This window comes from Ectobacillus panaciterrae DSM 19096 (genome assembly GCF_000430785.1).
Taxonomy (GTDB): domain Bacteria; phylum Bacillota; class Bacilli; order Bacillales; family Bacillaceae_G; genus Ectobacillus; species Ectobacillus panaciterrae.
In genome coordinates, this window is record NZ_AUMR01000051.1 from 1 (window position 1) to 15869 (window position 15869).

Sequence of the window (15869 nt, forward strand, 5' to 3'; positions counted from 1 at the left end):
CATTCGGTGCGGTTGCAAAGGTCCAGCTTGTATGGGATTTAGCGGATTTATTTATGGGCCTTATGGTTATCGTAAACTTGATTGCTATTACATTGTTATCAAAAATAGCCTTTGCCGCTTTAAAAGATTATGTACAACAGAAAAAAGCCGGCAAGGATCCTGTTTTTTATAAAGATAGTATTGACGGCATCGAGAATGTTGAATGCTGGGAAGAATCCCCAGAGTCCTCCAGAAGAGCGAATGCCATATAATAATGAAAGCTGCTAAGATAACATCTTAGCAGCTTTTTTTGCTATTTCACTGAATTGTCTTTAAAAGCAGCTTTTTTAACAAAGGCTTAATTTTCAGCCGCAAATCCTCCGCATGATTCGCAACGAGGAAGTGATGGTTATAAATGTTTTTCATCAATTGATACGTTTCTTCCTTTACCTCTCCCTCTTCAATGAAGATACCGATAACATCTAATCCGCTTTTGCGGGCAAGCTTCACGGCTTCATGCGTATCCAAGATGCCGTCTTGATTATAATCGAGCGCAGAAGGTTCACCGTCTGTAAAGATAAGAAGGAACTTGTGCTTCTCCCACCGTTTTGCTAATGCTTCGGATACAATTCGGATGATATAGCCATCTCGGTTATCTTCTTCTTCGCGAAGCTGCATAATTTCCGGTCCGATGCTTGGAATACCAGAGTTTTGGTACGTGATAACTTCATGAATGACGTTTGGTTTATATTCCTTTTTCGCATTGGATGCATCTTCCCAGAAGCCGCTGATTGCATGCGGGATTTTCAAGGATTTTAACGCTTCATGAAACAGGACGACGCTTTTTTTCGTTTCTTCCATTTTGTTATACATCGAGCCGGAGCAGTCAATCAACAGATGAAAGGCAACATCAAGCTCCTTTGATTCTTGTCCCTTCTTATAAAACATACGCGGCTGTTTTTCTGTGTAAATACGAAGGAATTTTTTCCCTAGGCGGCCGTAAAATTTCTCCGTATGTGCATTCGTTTTGTTTTCAATCGTTTTTTCGATTGTTTTCTTCAGTTCTTTTACATCTTTATTTACAAGAGATTTGATTACTTGATATGCTGCTTTTTCATCTGTTCGCGGCTTGCGGGCTTTTTGGAACGTGTGAGCTGCACCGATATTGAACTTGCCGTATTGTCCTTCACCGCCGGCAGAAGCCTGCGAGGCACGAGCATCCTTTGCGTCGGCTTGCTGGAAGTTAGTTTTTGTGCTTTGTTTGGAATTGCCTTGTACGGAGCCCAGCGCCTGATCTTGATCCTCAGATTCACGCGCAGCATTGCCCATCAAATTTGTTTTCGTTCCGCTTTCGAGCTCGAAGCGCAGAAAGTTTTCAGTCTCGTTGTTTTTATTTTCGCGGTGCCATGTGGAGAAGGATTCCTCCATTTTGTTTTTCTTTTCGTCATCCTCGAGCTCCTGCATATCACAGTTTGCCAATTTTTTGGCGCGGTCTTCTTTTTCGATTTCTGCCGCGCTGCTGTTTAAGGGGGCAAGACCAAAGTAGTTATTAATCATGTCACCTGATAACAGTTCTTCTAGACGATAGCGGATTTTTTCAACGGTATACATCGTGTCTTCCGTATTACGGGAGTGGAATGCTTCATATAAAATTAAATCGATATGCTCTAAGTGCTCGTTGTTGAAGCTTTCGTATTTATCGTTTGTCAGCGTTAAGTAGCATAAACAGAAAAGCATATCTGCCTGATAGTTTCGGATTCGATTGATTTCATACTGCGACTCAAAGTAGCTGCGGTATACGTCTTTGCGGCGTGCAAAGATGGCTTTCGTTCCCGGACGAGCTGCTTTGATTTTCTCTTCTACACGCAAGTCTTCAAGCAGCACGAACAGCTGCGTTAAAAAACTGCGAAGCGGAGAATCCTGCAGTTCATTTCCATATTTGCGAACGATCTTCATATTAGAATAATGCTTATAGCCAAGAGCTTTTAAGTACACTTCGCTTTTTAGACCAATTGCTTTGTCTTCAGCGCTGCGGTCATCCCAAAAGTGGCTGACAACGACTTTGTTGTCCAGTTCATCGTAGTAAGCTTGAAAGCCATACTCTAAATAAGCGTTTTTTTCCTTCAAGAGCGCGTACATTAAGTTTTCCATCCGCAAAAAAAGCGATGCATCAATTTTCTTTTCATTGAATATCTGTCTCATGCCTTATCCCTCAAGGAAGTAGCTTTCCGCGAGCTCACGAAGCGTCATTTGTTCTGTGTCATCGCTCATCTTCGCGATAATGCTGCGTTCGATGGCACGCATAACCGGGATATAAACGCTTAAATCGCATGCGTCAATAATGCCGCGTATACTCGCCGCTTCTTCGCTGATGCGCCCATCTCTGGCAAGCGGAATCAAATCGCTTGAAAATTGAGCGAACTTCCCGATAACTGCTGTGTTCGTTTGCTTGGACTCAGTTAACAGCAGCTCTTTTAGTGTATCACCTTGAATATAAGGCACTTCAATAATAACGAAGCGATTTTTCAGCGCTTCGTTCAATTCGCTCGTGCCGACATAGCCTTCGTTGATTGCGGCAATTACCCGATACTCCTCATCGCCGTACACAACTTCTTGGGTGAACGGATTTGTAATCATTTTGCGATAATCTAAAGCTCCATGAAGCAACGGAAGTGTTTCCGGCTTCGCCATGTTAATTTCATCAATATATAAGAAGTGACCATCTTTCATTGCCTTCATAAGCGGTCCGTCCACGAAAACGACTTCAGATGCGCCGTCATTTGTTTTTAATGTGTTATAGCCGAGAATGCCTTCTACGTCCAAATCAACAGAACAGTTAATGCTGTGCATCGGCTTTTGGAATATATAAGAAAGCGTTTCGGCCAGCACAGTTTTCCCGCTTCCTGTCGGCCCTTTTAATAGAACATTTTTGCCAAGAAGCAAAGCGGTAATCGCATCTTCTAAAATGCTTGCATCCTGTGCTTTATAAAGTTTGCTTCCAATTAGGGCTGTGTCTTTGCCTGCTTTTGTTTTATTTTGCTCATGCATGTTCATAAGGTGTTTTTGTAATTGTTCATTTATGTGAAACTGCTCCAGCATGTAATTCCCACCATTCATTAATTTCTTAGTACTTCTGCTATGATAACGCGTTTTCTTCCATGGTGCAAAGGAAAGGGCGGAAATATGCAGAAGAAGCCCTTCTCTGAAAAAGGGCGCCCATAGTTTGTTTATAATTTAATACCATCTTTGGCGGCGGGTGCATTATTGGGACAAGGCTTCGACAGAGATTATTCATATGCAGCACCGTATCCGTACGGCGTGACAATGCAGTATTTAAGAAAGTTTAATGTAACGTCTCGCATTATATAGTTACCTTCTTAATCTAAAGGATGAAAAAATTGTATTCTTCTTGTAATAGAGGAGATTTTTAGTGGAAAAAACGTGTTGACTCACATATAATAAAACTAATATATTTAGTTTTATTATTAATTAAATTAGTTTTAGGTTGATATTGTAAACAAACATTTTAAACAAAGGGGATGTATTATGATAGGGATACAATATGCTAACTTAGCGCTGCGGTTTCTTTTGGAATTGTGCGCATTAGCGGCGCTTGGATATTGGGGGTTTCAGGTGAAAGGCGGAATAATCATTAAGACGGTAGCAGGAATTGGTGCTCCGCTGCTGGCAGCGGTCATTTGGGGAATGTTTGTTGCACCGCGTGCATCGATGCAACTGTCAGGCTGGATGCATTTTATTGTGGAGTTGCTCGTTTTCGGAAGTGCAGCAGTTGCCCTATATGCAGCTGGACGTCATGGTTTAGCGGGAGCCTTCATGTTGGCAGCAGCGGCAAATCGCATTCTTATATATATATGGGGACAATGAGAATCGAATTTCTTTGGTTTCTATTTTGCTTTTTGTAAACAAGTTGTAATCAAAAAGAAAGATTTTAACACTTTTCATATCCCCTGGTGTTCGATAGGATAGTATAGGCAGCATTCCTTCTTTGGACGAAACGATTGCCATATTGTTGTATAAAAAGGAGGGATATCATGAAATTTTCAGTCAAAAAAGACCAAGTTCTTACAGGAACGGTATTTGCGCTCGCGCCAATCGGTTTGCTTTTATTCATTTTAGGCATTGTCGCAAGCGGATTTATCGCATTTTTTGCTGCTTTGATCGGAATTGCAGGCATGGCGGCAGGCGGTTTCCTTATATGGTCGCTTTCTCGTTCTTATATAGAAATTACGGATGAACATGTAGTCAATCACTTCGGACCGTTTCAAAGACGAGTTACGCTGGATCGTGTACGGGCTGTTCGGTATATAAAAGAAACGTCCCTAGACGTTACATGGTCCTTTATGCGCGTGCAGCTTTGGCTGTTTCCGCATGATGTAGTTACCATCGGCATGCCGGAAGACGAAGAGGCATTTTTAACGGCGCTGCAGCAAAAGGTCCCGGATGTGAACATTACCGATATTCATGCAGCATTGTAGCAGCTTATAGGTATATTTATATAAGCAGAGCTTGTTAGGCAAACAAGCTCATTTTTGTGTCTTTAATTAATTGAAAATACTGACAATTAACAGACTCATGTGATATCATTCTTTGTATATTACATTTTAAAAAACGATTTTCAAATCATATAAAATAAATCGTAATTAATTCGATTTGGGGTGATATAATGTTAAAAAGCTTGTCTGTAAAAAGGAGCTATGAACAGTTGATTTTATTTCGTATAAAATCGTAAAAAACTATATAAAACTATATAAAACCGTGACCTTTAGGCTTGTATAGTCTGTTCCTTGCTTTCAAGCCCCAGTGAGTGTAGAAGCAGGAAACTGTTTCAGCACGATGAACTATCCTAAAGCGTTATGGATTGAAACCTGTAACATTAATCTGGAGATTTCAAAATATATATTGGTTCTAAAAAATAAAATGAGAGAGGAGGACTGGTTGATTTGAGATGGTTTTATATGTTTTTATATATTTCAAATTAACCAGGAGAAAATGTTATGGGGAAAACCATTCCTGTATACGTTCTGAGCGGTTTTTTAGGCAGCGGAAAAACAACGGTACTTCTTCAGATGATCGAGGCGTACAAGAAGCGAAATGAGAAACCGGCAATTATCTTAAATGAGCTTGGCAAGGTGAATGTAGAAGGACATTTATTTTCAGAAGACCGCGTTAATGAACTGCTGGATGGATGTATTTGCTGTACGATTCAAAGCAATTTCCGCAGTGTGCTTGATCAGTTGGCGGAGGATATAAGCGAAATTGATGCGCTTATTATTGAAGGGACTGGAGTAGCCAACCCGATTGAGCTGATTGAAGTGTTGACGGAAAGCCGCTACAATGAGCATTTTCATCTGCAATCCATTATCGGTGTCGTCGATGCAGCGCGTTTTTTGGAGTATTTAAACATCTTTTTCAGTTCCAGTGCCATGCGCAAGCTATTCAAGGATCAAATTAAATGCGCATCTTATATCATTCTTAATAAAATAGACATGATATCTGAGAAGAAGCTCATGGATGTTGAAGTAAAACTGCGCTCCTTTACTGCAGAAGGCGTGCCTGTGTATAAAACAACCTTCGGAAACATACAGCCGGAAGAAATGTTCCAAAAACGTATTATGGCTTACGAGCCGACAGAAGATGAAACAGCCGGTACGTCTCGTCAGCATCATGCGGCAGTAAAAGCAATTCGCTTGGAAAGCTTTCCGCCGCTCAATCAGAAGCAATTGAAGGATTGGATGAAGAGATTGCCCGATAACATTTACAGGGGAAAGGGCATCGTTCGTTTGGAAGGAAAAGAGGGGCTGTATGAGCTGCAATATGCTTCCGGGGTGCTGCACATGCGACATATGTATGTAGAGAATCCGAACATTGCATCAAGTCTTGTTTTCATTGGAGAAGGAAATGCAGTGAAGGAACTTGCCACATCCTTTGAGGAGCAGTTTATCATACGAGAAACCGTCTAGGAGATAATCTGAGTTGGCGATAGAATGCGTAGGTATTAGAATCGCTGAACATGTAATGGAAGTATTGTAAACGAAAGTACCGATCTCTTTTAAAAAGCGGACTGCTGCATTAATAAATGAAGCTATCTGTTCCATGCAGTGCAGGAGCAGATAGCTTTATTTTTGGTTAAAACAGAGAATTTTATAGGTGAAAGGTTGTGCCTTTCTTAGGGAGGCTGTTTATATACGAATCGACTTAGACTACACTTCCTTTAACAGAATTGGAATCGATAGCATCCGGGTCTGCAACACCGGTGATAGGGATATAAATTGGAGAAAGATCACCGTTGACCTCTCCAAACCCCTGATTACGTTTTACAGACACGAAAATATCCACTTGTTGATTTGGCCCTATAACTGCAGTGGAAGCCTGGTCCATTACATTAATCTTAAATCCTAGGAAGTTAACGACCATAGGCGCAAAATTCATTGTATCAATCCCTTTCTTCTGGAGTTGTAGGGACAGAATTAAAGGTAGACAAGGAGTCCATAAGATCTTTATCATCGACAAAGCTGCGGTTTGCCATAAATTCACTTTGATCTCCGAAGCTTTGCCCGAAGCCTTGATTTTTCTTATCGGAATTATGCCAATCGGCCAGTAAATTTTGTCCTATGTTAACCGCTGAAGCATTTTCAAAGGAATTAATCTTCAGTAAAAAAATATTAATATTAATATAAGGGGTTGGAGCAGGCATATAGAACGCCTCCTTTTTTGCTTTCAAATATATGCTTCTTTGCAATGAATTATGATAGCGGTGAGGGGGGATAGAGTGGACGTAGAAAAACTTAAACAGCTGATGGAGCTTGCAGCCAATGTATACGGAACAAATTTCTGGCAGGACATTTTCGACCAAAATTATACAAATCGATTGATGGGTGAAGGGCAAGGAAAAATGGATTTTTTAAAAGGTGTCATGCCAAATGCATTTGAAAATGCGGGGGTAAGTTCAACTCAAAATCCTAATCCACATTCTAAAAAAAATCAAGATCTAAATAGAAGAGGTGAGTTTCCCCCAATTGACATTATAAAAAAAGCGGGAAAAATTGTTATTCTTATAGATCTGGCTGGCATTAATAAAGAGGATATTGAATTAATGTTTAACAAAGATTATTTAATTGTAAAAGGTGTTCCCGGATCAAGGTTTAAAGAAGGGGAAATTGAAGTGATTTATTCGGAACGCCAGCATGGAGCATTTAATCGTCAAATTCCGTTACCAGAGCCGACAGATGGAACAAATATATCAGCTAAATTTTATAACGGTGTACTGCAAGTCAGCTATCCATTAATGGAACAAAAAGGGGATATTATTCCGATAGAATAATATCCGATGGGTTCATTATACTTTTGTAGAGTTATTATCAATCAAGTCCTCATCATCTCCAATGGATATATGATGATATATTGCAACTTCATCTCCATTTTGTTCCCCGAATCCAGAGGTCTTTTTGTTAACAGCATTTTTGTTTCTTTGGACAGTAGAGCCGGCAGATACACGGCAGCCCGTTCCGACAGTGTTTATTTTAATATGCCCCATATTAATTTTGGAAGGTAAAAAAAACATTTGGAAACCTCCTTTTCTTATTAAATGCGATACAAAAATAGGACATGTTATAGGACTTCATACATATACATTATATATGAGGACAATAAAGTAAAATCAGCTATACAAAGTGAGGACTTAGTATGTCACTAAAAAAGTTATTCTTTTTTACAAATAAAAATTCCAATATAGAGAAAAAATTAGAGTCGTTGGAGCAAGAAATAAAAAGATTAAGTCTTCTGCAGCAACAAGGAAATCAAGTACAGCCTCCTGTTGTAATAGAAAAGGTGAATATAGAAAAAATAGCAGTAGATAAATTTGAGTTAAATAATAATTTTGGCCAGCTTGGAATAAAAGAGCTGAAAGGCCGATTGAATATAGGAGCAACGTATGGGGGAGATTCTATTTGGCCTGAGGACATGATGGACCAGAATGATGAAAAAGATAAAGTGAAAAAAGATGAGAGAAAAGAAAAAACAACAGAGAAAAAGCCTGCAGATGGTCCTAAAATTAATATTCAGCCGAGAAAATCTAAATAAAGGCCGTTGTTGCTTAAGTTGCGTGAAAGTTTACTCAGCTACATTGTCTTTCCATTTGGCACTCAGTGTAAGTGGGGGTATCAGCGTTATCGCCGCATCCATATTATATCTCTGGAACAAATGCAACAAGGAATATTACGTTGAAAGTCACGCCTAAGGGAGGCGTGATATTTTTTTATGTGCAAAATTAAGAAATCTTAAGAATTTGTCTCATGGTATTTTAATGTTTGCCAGGTAAAATATATACAAGTGAATAAAAAACCACCTTTTGATAGTGGGGAGAGATTAAAAGACGTGCAGAAGCAGTCAAACCTTTGGTTCGTGCAAGGGTAAACCAGAGAGAAGAAGCATATCATACTCCCTTTTGGTTGCACATCGCACATGGACATGTCGAAATTATCATTCACTCATATATAGACATTGCACTTTAACGGAAAAGAGGGGAACGATATGAACGCCGTTTATTTTATCCAGCAATTCATAAGAGAGCCTAGAACAGTCGGTGCGGTGGCGCCGAGTTCCAAATATTTAGCGAAGCAAATGATTGCGCCGATCGATTTTGCGAGTGCAAAATGTATTATAGAATACGGTCCGGGAACAGGTATATTTACGGAACAGCTTATTCAGCATAAAAAGAAAGAAACCGTGCTGTTCCTTTTAGAAACAAACGATCGATTTTACATGGCGCTGCAAGAAAAATACGGGCATCTGCCAAATGTTCATATTATTCACGATTCAGCGGAGTGCGCAGGTTATCACATGAGAAAATACGATATGAAACAGGCTGATTATGTTGTGTCAGGCCTGCCGTTTACGAGTCTGCCTAGAGATGTAGCCAAGCGTATTTTAAGCAAGACGGCAGAGCTGTTAGGAGAGAATGGGGAATTTATTACCTTCCAATATTCAAAGGTAAAGCAGCGATTTTTTCAGTCATTCTTTCCTAAAATCGAAAAGAAGCGCGTACTTTTTAACTTGCCGCCTGCCTATGTGTTTACATGTCGGAAATAGATTATTCTTCTCCTCTTGAGCCCCATCACCATCAAGCTGAGAAACTATTACACCTTCAAGATGATTAAAAAGCTATGCTTTTTGTAAATGATTACATAAAGTATAGCTTTTTTCTATTTGGAGGTATCTGAAAATTGTAACTTGATAGATGTGTGGCGGTACCCCATGCCCATCAAGCTAACAAAAACAAATGTCCCAAAACGACAAAAATACCCCATCCTTTCTGTATATGTTATCGAAGGAATAGTGTTTTTGTCGTTGTATGGCTTAGCTTCTTAACTTGATAGGCATGTGACGGTGCTCCTAAAATAACAAAAAACAAGTTTTTTAGTATCATGAAAATGCGGATTTACAATGATAAGAAAAGAAATTCTCTAAATTGTTGTTTCAAAACAAAAGTTTTTAGTTTTGAAACAAGTCTTATGGGGACAATATAACTTTCTGTTTTATAATGTTAATATATATTAATGTGAATATATTAAAAGTATTGTATTTATAATTCGTGCAAATTGATTAGTTAGGTGGTTATTATTATGAACTCTATAAAGAACATAATATCTAGGCGTTTAGAAAATATTACTTATGCTCGTTATGCATTCTTTATTGTTTTATTTTTGAGTATATTGTTAAATGGATTTGTTTTTTCCAATTTTACCTTAGCACCATTTTTTCATCTTAGTATAATGTTGTTAGGAATTGCTTTTTGGAATAAATCAAAATGGTTTTTGTTTATTTTCACTAGTTTAATCACCTTTTGTCGATTTTATTTCTCTCATGAAACGTTTCCATTATTCGAGGTAGTGGTTCTCTCTCATTGGATTACTTACTTTTTAATAACCTTAATGGCAGCTAGTCTAACAAAGAATTCCTTAAAAGCGAAAAAAAATTCCATTGATTTGGTACAGGCTTTAGCGAAATCCTTAGATGCAAGAGATCCTTATACAGCTTTTCATTCAAATAATGTGGCAAATTATGCCTTAAAAATCGCTGAAGAAATTGGGTTGCCGAAGTCAACACGTGAATCAATTTACATTGGGGGATTGCTTCATGATATTGGAAAGATTGGAATTCCTGAGAATATTTTAACGAAGTCATCACGATTAACTGAAATAGAATATGATACTATCAAAAAACATCCGACCATAGGGTATGAAACTCTTAAACACATATCATCGCTTCAAGAGAACCGTATTTTAGATATGATACGTTATCATCATGAAAGATATGATGGATTAGGATATCCAGAAGGATTAAAGGGAGATCAAATACCTTTAGTAGCTCGTATTATGGCAATTGCTGATTCTTTTGATGCCATGACATCCAAACGTTCTTACCGCTCTGAACAAATCCTAGAATTTGCAAAAAATGAAATACAGAAAGGGTTACACACACAATTTGACCCAGAAGTAGGAAATATATTTCTAGATATTTTAAAAAGAGAGGGACCGAATATTTTACAAAAAAAGGAATGGGATGATAATCCTAAGAAGATCATACAATAATAAGCTGCCGATAAGACGATTATGTAAACCTAAAGAAACCACCATATGGCAGTTTATATATACAAGTGAATAAAAAAACGTCTTTTTTATTCACTTGTATATAACGCTGTCGGCTATGCCCTGTCACTTAAGAACCTCGAAGACTCCGTTTTTCTTACCATCCCATCCGCAGGCGAAGAGAGGTAATATGGGCTGTGTGATGCTTTCCATGCCATGCGTACAGCGCTAAAGTTTTATCGAGCTTCATCGTTCCAAGTTCAGGATGACGGAATGTGCGGCCGAAATCCGCCTCGCTTAAGGAACGAAGAAGAATGGTCCATCTCCCGTGCAATCCTTCAAGCAGAGATAGAGAAAGGTCAACGGGCACGTTTTTTGCATCCTCCAACAAAGCCCAGCGCTCTTCGTAATATGGTTTAATCGTTGGATCTTCCTCTGTTAATGCCAGTTTAAATCGAATGAAGCTGTTCATATGACTGTCTGCCATATGATGAATAACTTGGCGAACTGTCCAGCCGTCCGGTCTATAAGGCGTATCAAGCTGTTCTTCGGATAACCCTTCAATCGCACGCCTCACAGCGGAAGGATTCTTTTCAATATCGCGAATCCAGCGCTCGCGCTGTTCATCTGTCATTGTATTTGGTGCTTCAAATTTTCCGATTGGATAGCGTAAGTCCATGTATGTTCCCCCTCTGACAATGTCTCTTCTACTAATTAGAGAAACAAAGGATTTTTCCTGCCGATATATATAAATTCATCTTAATTTTCCAACATATCCAAACTCGTCCCATATACGCATGCAACACAGGTAAACATGTGCTGCGAAAAGATATTTCCTCGTTTACACGAATATCCATAACATGCAGCCGTACAGCGGACATCTTGAAGGGTCTGACCGCTTCTGCACGTCTTTTGATCTCTCTCCACTATCAAAAGACGTTTTTTTATTCACGTGTATATAGAAGGTATTGCCGAGAGGACAGTCAATATATCTTGTGTGGATATGGTAAACATGACATTTATTTAAAACTTTGTTTACAGAAATGTCATCTCATACTATAATAAAACAGGAATTATATTGATAATAATTATCAATTTCAACGAGGTGCGTTATAATGTATATAAAACCATGGAAAGTTATGTCAACGTTTACAATTGCAGCGTCTCTTTTAATTACAGCAGGCTGCGGTCAACAACAAGCGTCTGGCGAAGCAAAGAAGAAAGAAGATTATGCTGTTCCCGTTACGGATTATACATTTGATACGGCGGGTAATATGTTTGCATACGCAGAGTTTGAGCTTTCAGGAGAGCCGCTTGCGGAAACTTTAGGATTAAACTTGGATCTATTAGATCCTAAGAAACGCAACAAGCCGACAGAGTTTGACTACATAGCGGGTATTGAATCTTATGAGTACTCTGAAGAAGGAATGTACGAGGTAGTAGAAAAATCCGGTCTTGGTTTGCACTTAATTAATGGTCCTATTGTCGAAAAATTGGCAAAAGAAGGCGGGAAGCAAACGCCGCAAATATTGGAAGAACGCTTTTATAAGCTGGCGGACAGCACAGGCTATCCGAAGGAAGAAATCTTTAGAAATATGTATCCTACATTTATGGAATACAGCAGCGGCGATCCGCATTATGTACAAAAGGTAGATACATCCGAATACGCAGAAAATGATGATAAAACATATACGCCAGTATATCAAGTAGACTTTAAAACTTTGCGCTGGGACCGCGATAAGATGAGCAAAACATTGACACCGGCAGCATACGGCGGAGCATTCTTGAAGCAAGCGCTTTGGACGGGCGACTTCTTAGGCGGCTTCCATACAGTAGACAAGGATGAAGAGCTGGAAGCAACTGCAGCTGATCAAGATAAAGACCCGAACATCCGCCTTGGCGTAAGCACGGCTGATGGTTTCCAAGGTGTTGTCTTAGCAGAAGAAATTTGGAATAAGCTTGCGTATATTCGTGACGGGCTCTTTTACGATGCAAAAACGAAGCAGCTGACAAGCGGGGCAGGCAGCCAATACAATCCGGCAAACGGCTTTGTATACTTGCCGCATGAAATTAAGGTAACAGAAGAAGGCAAAGACGCGGCAAAGGCTTCTAAGCTGGAAGTTTCCGATTCTCGCAGTCTATTGCGCGACCAATGGATGATGCTTTGGCCAGCTTCCGAGTTTTACGGCACAACAGATCAGCGTCCTGACAACAAAAACGTAAACCCTGCATTCCAAGCTGTATTTGACGGTGCACCGTTTGCAGCTGCACCGAAGGAAAATACAGATGGCACAGCGGAGAACGATGTAAAAGCGCAAGATCCGTATTCTGTAAACCGTGATGTATTGCTTCAAGTGTTTAAAAACTTAGAAGCGATGCACTTCAATAAAGAAATCGGCGCGTTCATCAGCACGAATGACGGCCAAAAACAAGGCGACTACGTAGATTCATTCGATGCGGGCTACACGCTTGAAGCATTGCGTATTTTCCAGCGTGCCATTGACGGTTTGCCTGTAGGATATGCAAGCGGTGCAGATGCACAAGGTTTGCAGACAGAAGAAGGAAAGCGTGCGATTGAGATGATGAAAAAGCAAGCGGACTTTATGATGGATAAGATGATGACCAAAGACGGTCTTATCGCAAATGGCTTTACAGTGGGTAAAGGGCCGGATGAAAAGCCTGCAGCACTGGAAGCGCAGCTTGGCGCAATACGCGGCTTGACTGCAGCGTACCTTGCGACAAAAGAGGACAAGTACCGTGAAGCGGCACGAAGCCTTTATAACGCGGTTGACACAAAAATGTGGGATAAAAAATTGAAGGTATACAAAACGGTAGACGGGAAAATGCAATATACGCCGTATACAGCTGGAAGTGTATCCGCAGCTCTTCGCTTGGCGCTTTTAAATCTTGGCAACACAGAAGCTGATAAACAGCAATACCCGTCTCTTGATAAAGAAACTGTTATTTCCCGTTATGTAGACTTCTATAATAGAGTAATAGATGGTCCGTCCTTGCAAGAAGGAATGCAAGCCAGCGAACTTTGGGATACGGGAGACTCCTATAAAAAAGGAGACAAGAGCGGCAACACTGATAAAGATACTGTGCCGCAAGTGCAAGCAGGACACGGCAAGTACGGCATTGCCCCTGTTCTTGTGAATGTAGAAGTGAAAAATAAACAATAAAGAAGGGTCATGAAATGAAAAAACTCTCTCTTTTCTTGCAAACGCTCCTATTCGTAGGGGCGTTTGCGGGTTGCAGCATACAAGCGTCAAATGAACAAGCTGCTCGCAAAACGGCGGTGCATAGCGACAATATCATCATGAGCAAGGATGAAAAGCACATTTATACCGCGAATCTGGATGCCAATACAGTCTCTATTACTGATGCAGCTACAAAAAAGGTAGAGAAAGAGATTAAGGTCGGAAAAGAACCGCGGCAATTAACGTTAAGCCCGGATGAATCGCGTTTATATGTTTCCTGTATGCAGGATGACCGGGTGGATGTAATAGATTTGGAGAAAAAGAAGGTTGTAAAGCATTTAAATACGGGAATTGAACCGTTCGGATTGGTAACTAGCCAAAACGGAGAACTTTTATATGTTTCGAATTTTCGCTCCGGCACTGTATCAGTCATCGATATAGAAAAGGAGAAAGAAATTAAGTCTATCGCAATCGGCGATCGTCCGCGTACATTAACGATGACAGCTGACGGTAAGAAGCTGTACGTTCCGCATTACTTAGACGGGAAAATCAGTGTGGTGGATCTTGCACATAACAAAGTGCAAAAAACGATTCAGCTCGCAGCTTCACCGGATAAAGAGGACCGCAAGAAAAGCCAGGGCATTCCAAATACGCTAGAGCAGTTCGTCATTGCACCTGACGGTAAAACAGCGTGGGTGCCGCATCTGCTGACAAATGTAGATACACCTATCCATTTCGAGGAAACCATTTTCCCGGCAATCTCAGTCATTGATTTGGAAAAAGATGAAGAAATCACAGGTGAGCGGAAAGAATTGTTTGAAGAAATGAACGTAAAAGACAGCAAAAATGCTACGATTATCATGGCTAATCCGTATGACGTAGCTTTCGATTCAAAAGGAACAAAAGCATTTGTCATCATGTCCGGAAGTGAGGATCTCGTTGTATTCGACTTAACGCGCGGCGGAAATGCTTCTCAGGTTGTAAGACGCATTCCGGGGGATAACCCGAGAGGAGTCGTTTTTTCTAAGGAAAAGGATGTATTATTCGTTCATAATGCGATGAGCCATGATTTGGCAGTTTTGCAAGCGCCTGAGTCAACTTCCTATGCGAAGGTAAAGCTGACAAATGACAAAATTAAGCTGATTGGAAAAGATCCGCTTTCTGCGCTTGTTCGCGAAGGGAAAACGATTTTTTACAGCGGCAACTCGGACGAGTTTGCAGCACCCATTACGGGAAACAACTGGATGAGCTGCGCATCCTGTCATAGCGACGGCGATATTAACTCGCTGACACTTACAACGGCGAAAGGGCCAAGGAATGTAACGAGCAACATTCTTACTACAAAAACAGGATTGTTTATGTGGGACGGATCGCGCGATGACTTTACAGACTATATTCATACTGTGCAAGGTGAAATGGGCGGCATGATGAATGTTGATCCAGGTCAGCCGATCCCTGCTGATGTACAGCATATGTATGATGCGCTGCTTGCCTTTTTAGATGATCCGTCTTCATTTCCGGTACCGAAAAGCCCGTATCGGGAAAACGGCAAATTGACAAAAACAGCGCAACAGGGCGAAGAGCTGTTTAACGGAAAAGGAAATTGCTTAAGCTGTCACGGCGGCGACTATTTCACTTCAAGCGTAAAAGCGGTTGATGCAGCCGGAAAACTCACGACAGCCAACACGCAATTTTTATATGATATCGGAACAGCAGGTGTTACCGATAAAGATTCATCAGGTGATGCACGCGCCGGCTTCAGCAATCCGAGAAGCCGCACGAAGTTCGATCCGCCAACGCTGAGAGGCGTGTGGGCAACAGCGCCGTACTTGCATGATGGCAGCGCTAAAACAATTGAAGAAGCGATTGAAAAGCATCAGTATGAAGAGAGAAACACATTATCCAAGCAGGATGTGCAAGCGATCGCTTCTTACGTAAAATCACTGGAATAATATAAAATCCTTGCATGGATGAACCATGCAAGGATTTTTTTCATTCTCCCTTTGCATTCAGGGGTACTTTGCAATATGATTAGTAATACTGTATGGTAAATAAACCCAATATACGATAAGGAAGGGGGATG

General features: G+C 40.4%; 16 protein-coding genes. 10 read left to right on the forward strand and 6 right to left on the reverse strand.

The features are described from left to right. The coding region (locus H540_RS29645; protein ID WP_034670979.1) for an alanine:cation symporter family protein at window positions 1-251 on the forward strand (251 nt) is incomplete at its 5' end. A 46-nt stretch (window positions 252-297) separates the two neighbouring features. On the opposite strand, the gene H540_RS0113230 is transcribed toward H540_RS29645, so the two are convergent. Both H540_RS0113230 and H540_RS0113235 read right to left on the reverse strand, forming a co-directional pair. Next, window positions 298-2181, reverse strand: a complete 1884-nt coding sequence (locus tag H540_RS0113230; RefSeq protein WP_028401078.1) for a vWA domain-containing protein — start codon at window positions 2179-2181, stop codon at window positions 298-300. A 3-nt stretch (window positions 2182-2184) separates the two neighbouring features. Next, entirely contained in the window at window positions 2185-3078 is an 894-nt protein-coding gene (locus H540_RS0113235; RefSeq protein WP_028401079.1) for an ATP-binding protein, read from the reverse strand. A 447-nt stretch (window positions 3079-3525) separates the two neighbouring features. On the opposite strand from H540_RS0113235, the gene H540_RS0113240 reads away from it, so the two are divergent. The 3 genes from H540_RS0113240 (at window position 3526) to H540_RS0113250 (ending at window position 5960) form a co-directional block, all read left to right on the forward strand. Continuing rightward, the gene (locus H540_RS0113240; protein ID WP_051317096.1) at window positions 3526-3864 is read left to right on the forward strand and encodes a YrdB family protein; all 339 of its coding nucleotides are present in this window, start codon (window positions 3526-3528) and stop codon (window positions 3862-3864) included. Between the two features lie 167 nt (window positions 3865-4031). Beyond that, window positions 4032-4475 (forward strand): PH domain-containing protein, encoded by a 444-nt coding sequence (locus tag H540_RS0113245; protein WP_028401081.1) that lies wholly within the window; start codon window positions 4032-4034, stop codon window positions 4473-4475. A gap of 519 nt (window positions 4476-4994) precedes the next feature. After that, window positions 4995-5960, forward strand: coding sequence for a CobW family GTP-binding protein (locus H540_RS0113250; RefSeq protein ID WP_028401082.1), 966 nt, complete (start codon window positions 4995-4997; stop codon window positions 5958-5960). Window positions 5961-6195: 235 nt separating this feature from the next. Here the strand turns inward: H540_RS0113250 and H540_RS0113255 are convergent, their stop codons facing one another. Together H540_RS0113255 and H540_RS0113260 are read right to left on the reverse strand one after the other, a co-directional pair. Continuing rightward, window positions 6196-6429 carry a hypothetical protein gene (locus tag H540_RS0113255; RefSeq protein WP_028401083.1) on the reverse strand — a complete coding sequence of 78 codons (234 nt, stop codon included), beginning with the start codon at window positions 6427-6429 and terminating at the stop codon, window positions 6196-6198. 4 nt (window positions 6430-6433) lie between these two features. After that, the gene (locus tag H540_RS0113260; RefSeq protein ID WP_028401084.1) at window positions 6434-6694 is read right to left on the reverse strand and encodes a spore germination protein; all 261 of its coding nucleotides are present in this window, start codon (window positions 6692-6694) and stop codon (window positions 6434-6436) included. 75 nt (window positions 6695-6769) lie between these two features. Between H540_RS0113260 and H540_RS0113265 the strand changes: the two genes are divergently transcribed. Beyond that, window positions 6770-7321 carry an Hsp20/alpha crystallin family protein gene (locus H540_RS0113265; RefSeq protein WP_028401085.1) on the forward strand — a complete coding sequence of 184 codons (552 nt, stop codon included), beginning with the start codon at window positions 6770-6772 and terminating at the stop codon, window positions 7319-7321. Between the two features lie 15 nt (window positions 7322-7336). Here H540_RS0113265 and H540_RS0113270 read toward each other — a convergent pair whose 3' ends face one another. After that, window positions 7337-7561: a hypothetical protein gene (locus H540_RS0113270; protein ID WP_028401086.1), complete on the reverse strand. Its 225-nt coding sequence runs from the start codon at window positions 7559-7561 to the stop codon at window positions 7337-7339. Window positions 7562-7683: 122 nt separating this feature from the next. Between H540_RS0113270 and H540_RS0113275 the strand changes: the two genes are divergently transcribed. The 3 genes from H540_RS0113275 (at window position 7684) to H540_RS29650 (ending at window position 10589) form a co-directional block, all read left to right on the forward strand. After that, on the forward strand, window positions 7684-8079 hold the full coding sequence (locus H540_RS0113275; RefSeq protein WP_028401087.1) for a hypothetical protein: 396 nt from the start codon (window positions 7684-7686) through the stop codon (window positions 8077-8079). Between the two features lie 450 nt (window positions 8080-8529). Then, the gene (locus H540_RS0113280) at window positions 8530-9087 is read left to right on the forward strand and encodes a class I SAM-dependent methyltransferase (protein WP_028401088.1); all 558 of its coding nucleotides are present in this window, start codon (window positions 8530-8532) and stop codon (window positions 9085-9087) included. A 533-nt stretch (window positions 9088-9620) separates the two neighbouring features. Continuing rightward, the gene (locus H540_RS29650; RefSeq protein WP_051317097.1) at window positions 9621-10589 is read left to right on the forward strand and encodes an HD-GYP domain-containing protein; all 969 of its coding nucleotides are present in this window, start codon (window positions 9621-9623) and stop codon (window positions 10587-10589) included. A gap of 154 nt (window positions 10590-10743) precedes the next feature. Here the strand turns inward: H540_RS29650 and H540_RS0113290 are convergent, their stop codons facing one another. Further along, window positions 10744-11265, reverse strand: a complete 522-nt coding sequence (locus H540_RS0113290) for a YfiT family bacillithiol transferase (RefSeq protein ID WP_028401089.1) — start codon at window positions 11263-11265, stop codon at window positions 10744-10746. A 436-nt stretch (window positions 11266-11701) separates the two neighbouring features. Between H540_RS0113290 and H540_RS0113295 the strand changes: the two genes are divergently transcribed. Next, window positions 11702-13768 (forward strand): hypothetical protein, encoded by a 2067-nt coding sequence (locus H540_RS0113295; RefSeq protein ID WP_028401090.1) that lies wholly within the window; start codon window positions 11702-11704, stop codon window positions 13766-13768. A gap of 14 nt (window positions 13769-13782) precedes the next feature. Then, complete coding sequence (locus tag H540_RS0113300; protein WP_028401091.1) at window positions 13783-15738, forward strand: beta-propeller fold lactonase family protein; 1956 nt, start codon at window positions 13783-13785, stop codon at window positions 15736-15738. Window positions 15739-15869: the final 131 nt, after the last annotated feature.

What these genes read in the sequence shown, in the direction of transcription:
- H540_RS0113275 (WP_028401087.1), top strand. Translation starts at nt 7,684, where the DNA reads ATGTCACTAAAAAAGTTATTCTTTTTTACAAATAAAAATTCCAATATA.
- H540_RS0113240 (WP_051317096.1), top strand. Translation starts at nt 3,526, where the DNA reads ATGATAGGGATACAATATGCTAACTTAGCGCTGCGGTTTCTTTTGGAA.
- H540_RS0113300 (WP_028401091.1), top strand. Translation starts at nt 13,783, where the DNA reads ATGAAAAAACTCTCTCTTTTCTTGCAAACGCTCCTATTCGTAGGGGCG.
- H540_RS0113250 (WP_028401082.1), top strand. Translation starts at nt 4,995, where the DNA reads ATGGGGAAAACCATTCCTGTATACGTTCTGAGCGGTTTTTTAGGCAGC.
- H540_RS0113260 (WP_028401084.1), bottom strand. Translation starts at nt 6,694, where the DNA reads ATGCCTGCTCCAACCCCTTATATTAATATTAATATTTTTTTACTGAAG.
- H540_RS0113290 (WP_028401089.1), bottom strand. Translation starts at nt 11,265, where the DNA reads ATGGACTTACGCTATCCAATCGGAAAATTTGAAGCACCAAATACAATG.
- H540_RS0113270 (WP_028401086.1), bottom strand. Translation starts at nt 7,561, where the DNA reads ATGTTTTTTTTACCTTCCAAAATTAATATGGGGCATATTAAAATAAAC.
- H540_RS0113295 (WP_028401090.1), top strand. Translation starts at nt 11,702, where the DNA reads ATGTATATAAAACCATGGAAAGTTATGTCAACGTTTACAATTGCAGCG.
- H540_RS0113245 (WP_028401081.1), top strand. Translation starts at nt 4,032, where the DNA reads ATGAAATTTTCAGTCAAAAAAGACCAAGTTCTTACAGGAACGGTATTT.
- H540_RS29650 (WP_051317097.1), top strand. Translation starts at nt 9,621, where the DNA reads ATGAACTCTATAAAGAACATAATATCTAGGCGTTTAGAAAATATTACT.
- H540_RS0113255 (WP_028401083.1), bottom strand. Translation starts at nt 6,429, where the DNA reads ATGAATTTTGCGCCTATGGTCGTTAACTTCCTAGGATTTAAGATTAAT.
- H540_RS0113235 (WP_028401079.1), bottom strand. Translation starts at nt 3,078, where the DNA reads ATGCTGGAGCAGTTTCACATAAATGAACAATTACAAAAACACCTTATG.
- H540_RS0113230 (WP_028401078.1), bottom strand. Translation starts at nt 2,181, where the DNA reads ATGAGACAGATATTCAATGAAAAGAAAATTGATGCATCGCTTTTTTTG.
- H540_RS0113280 (WP_028401088.1), top strand. Translation starts at nt 8,530, where the DNA reads ATGAACGCCGTTTATTTTATCCAGCAATTCATAAGAGAGCCTAGAACA.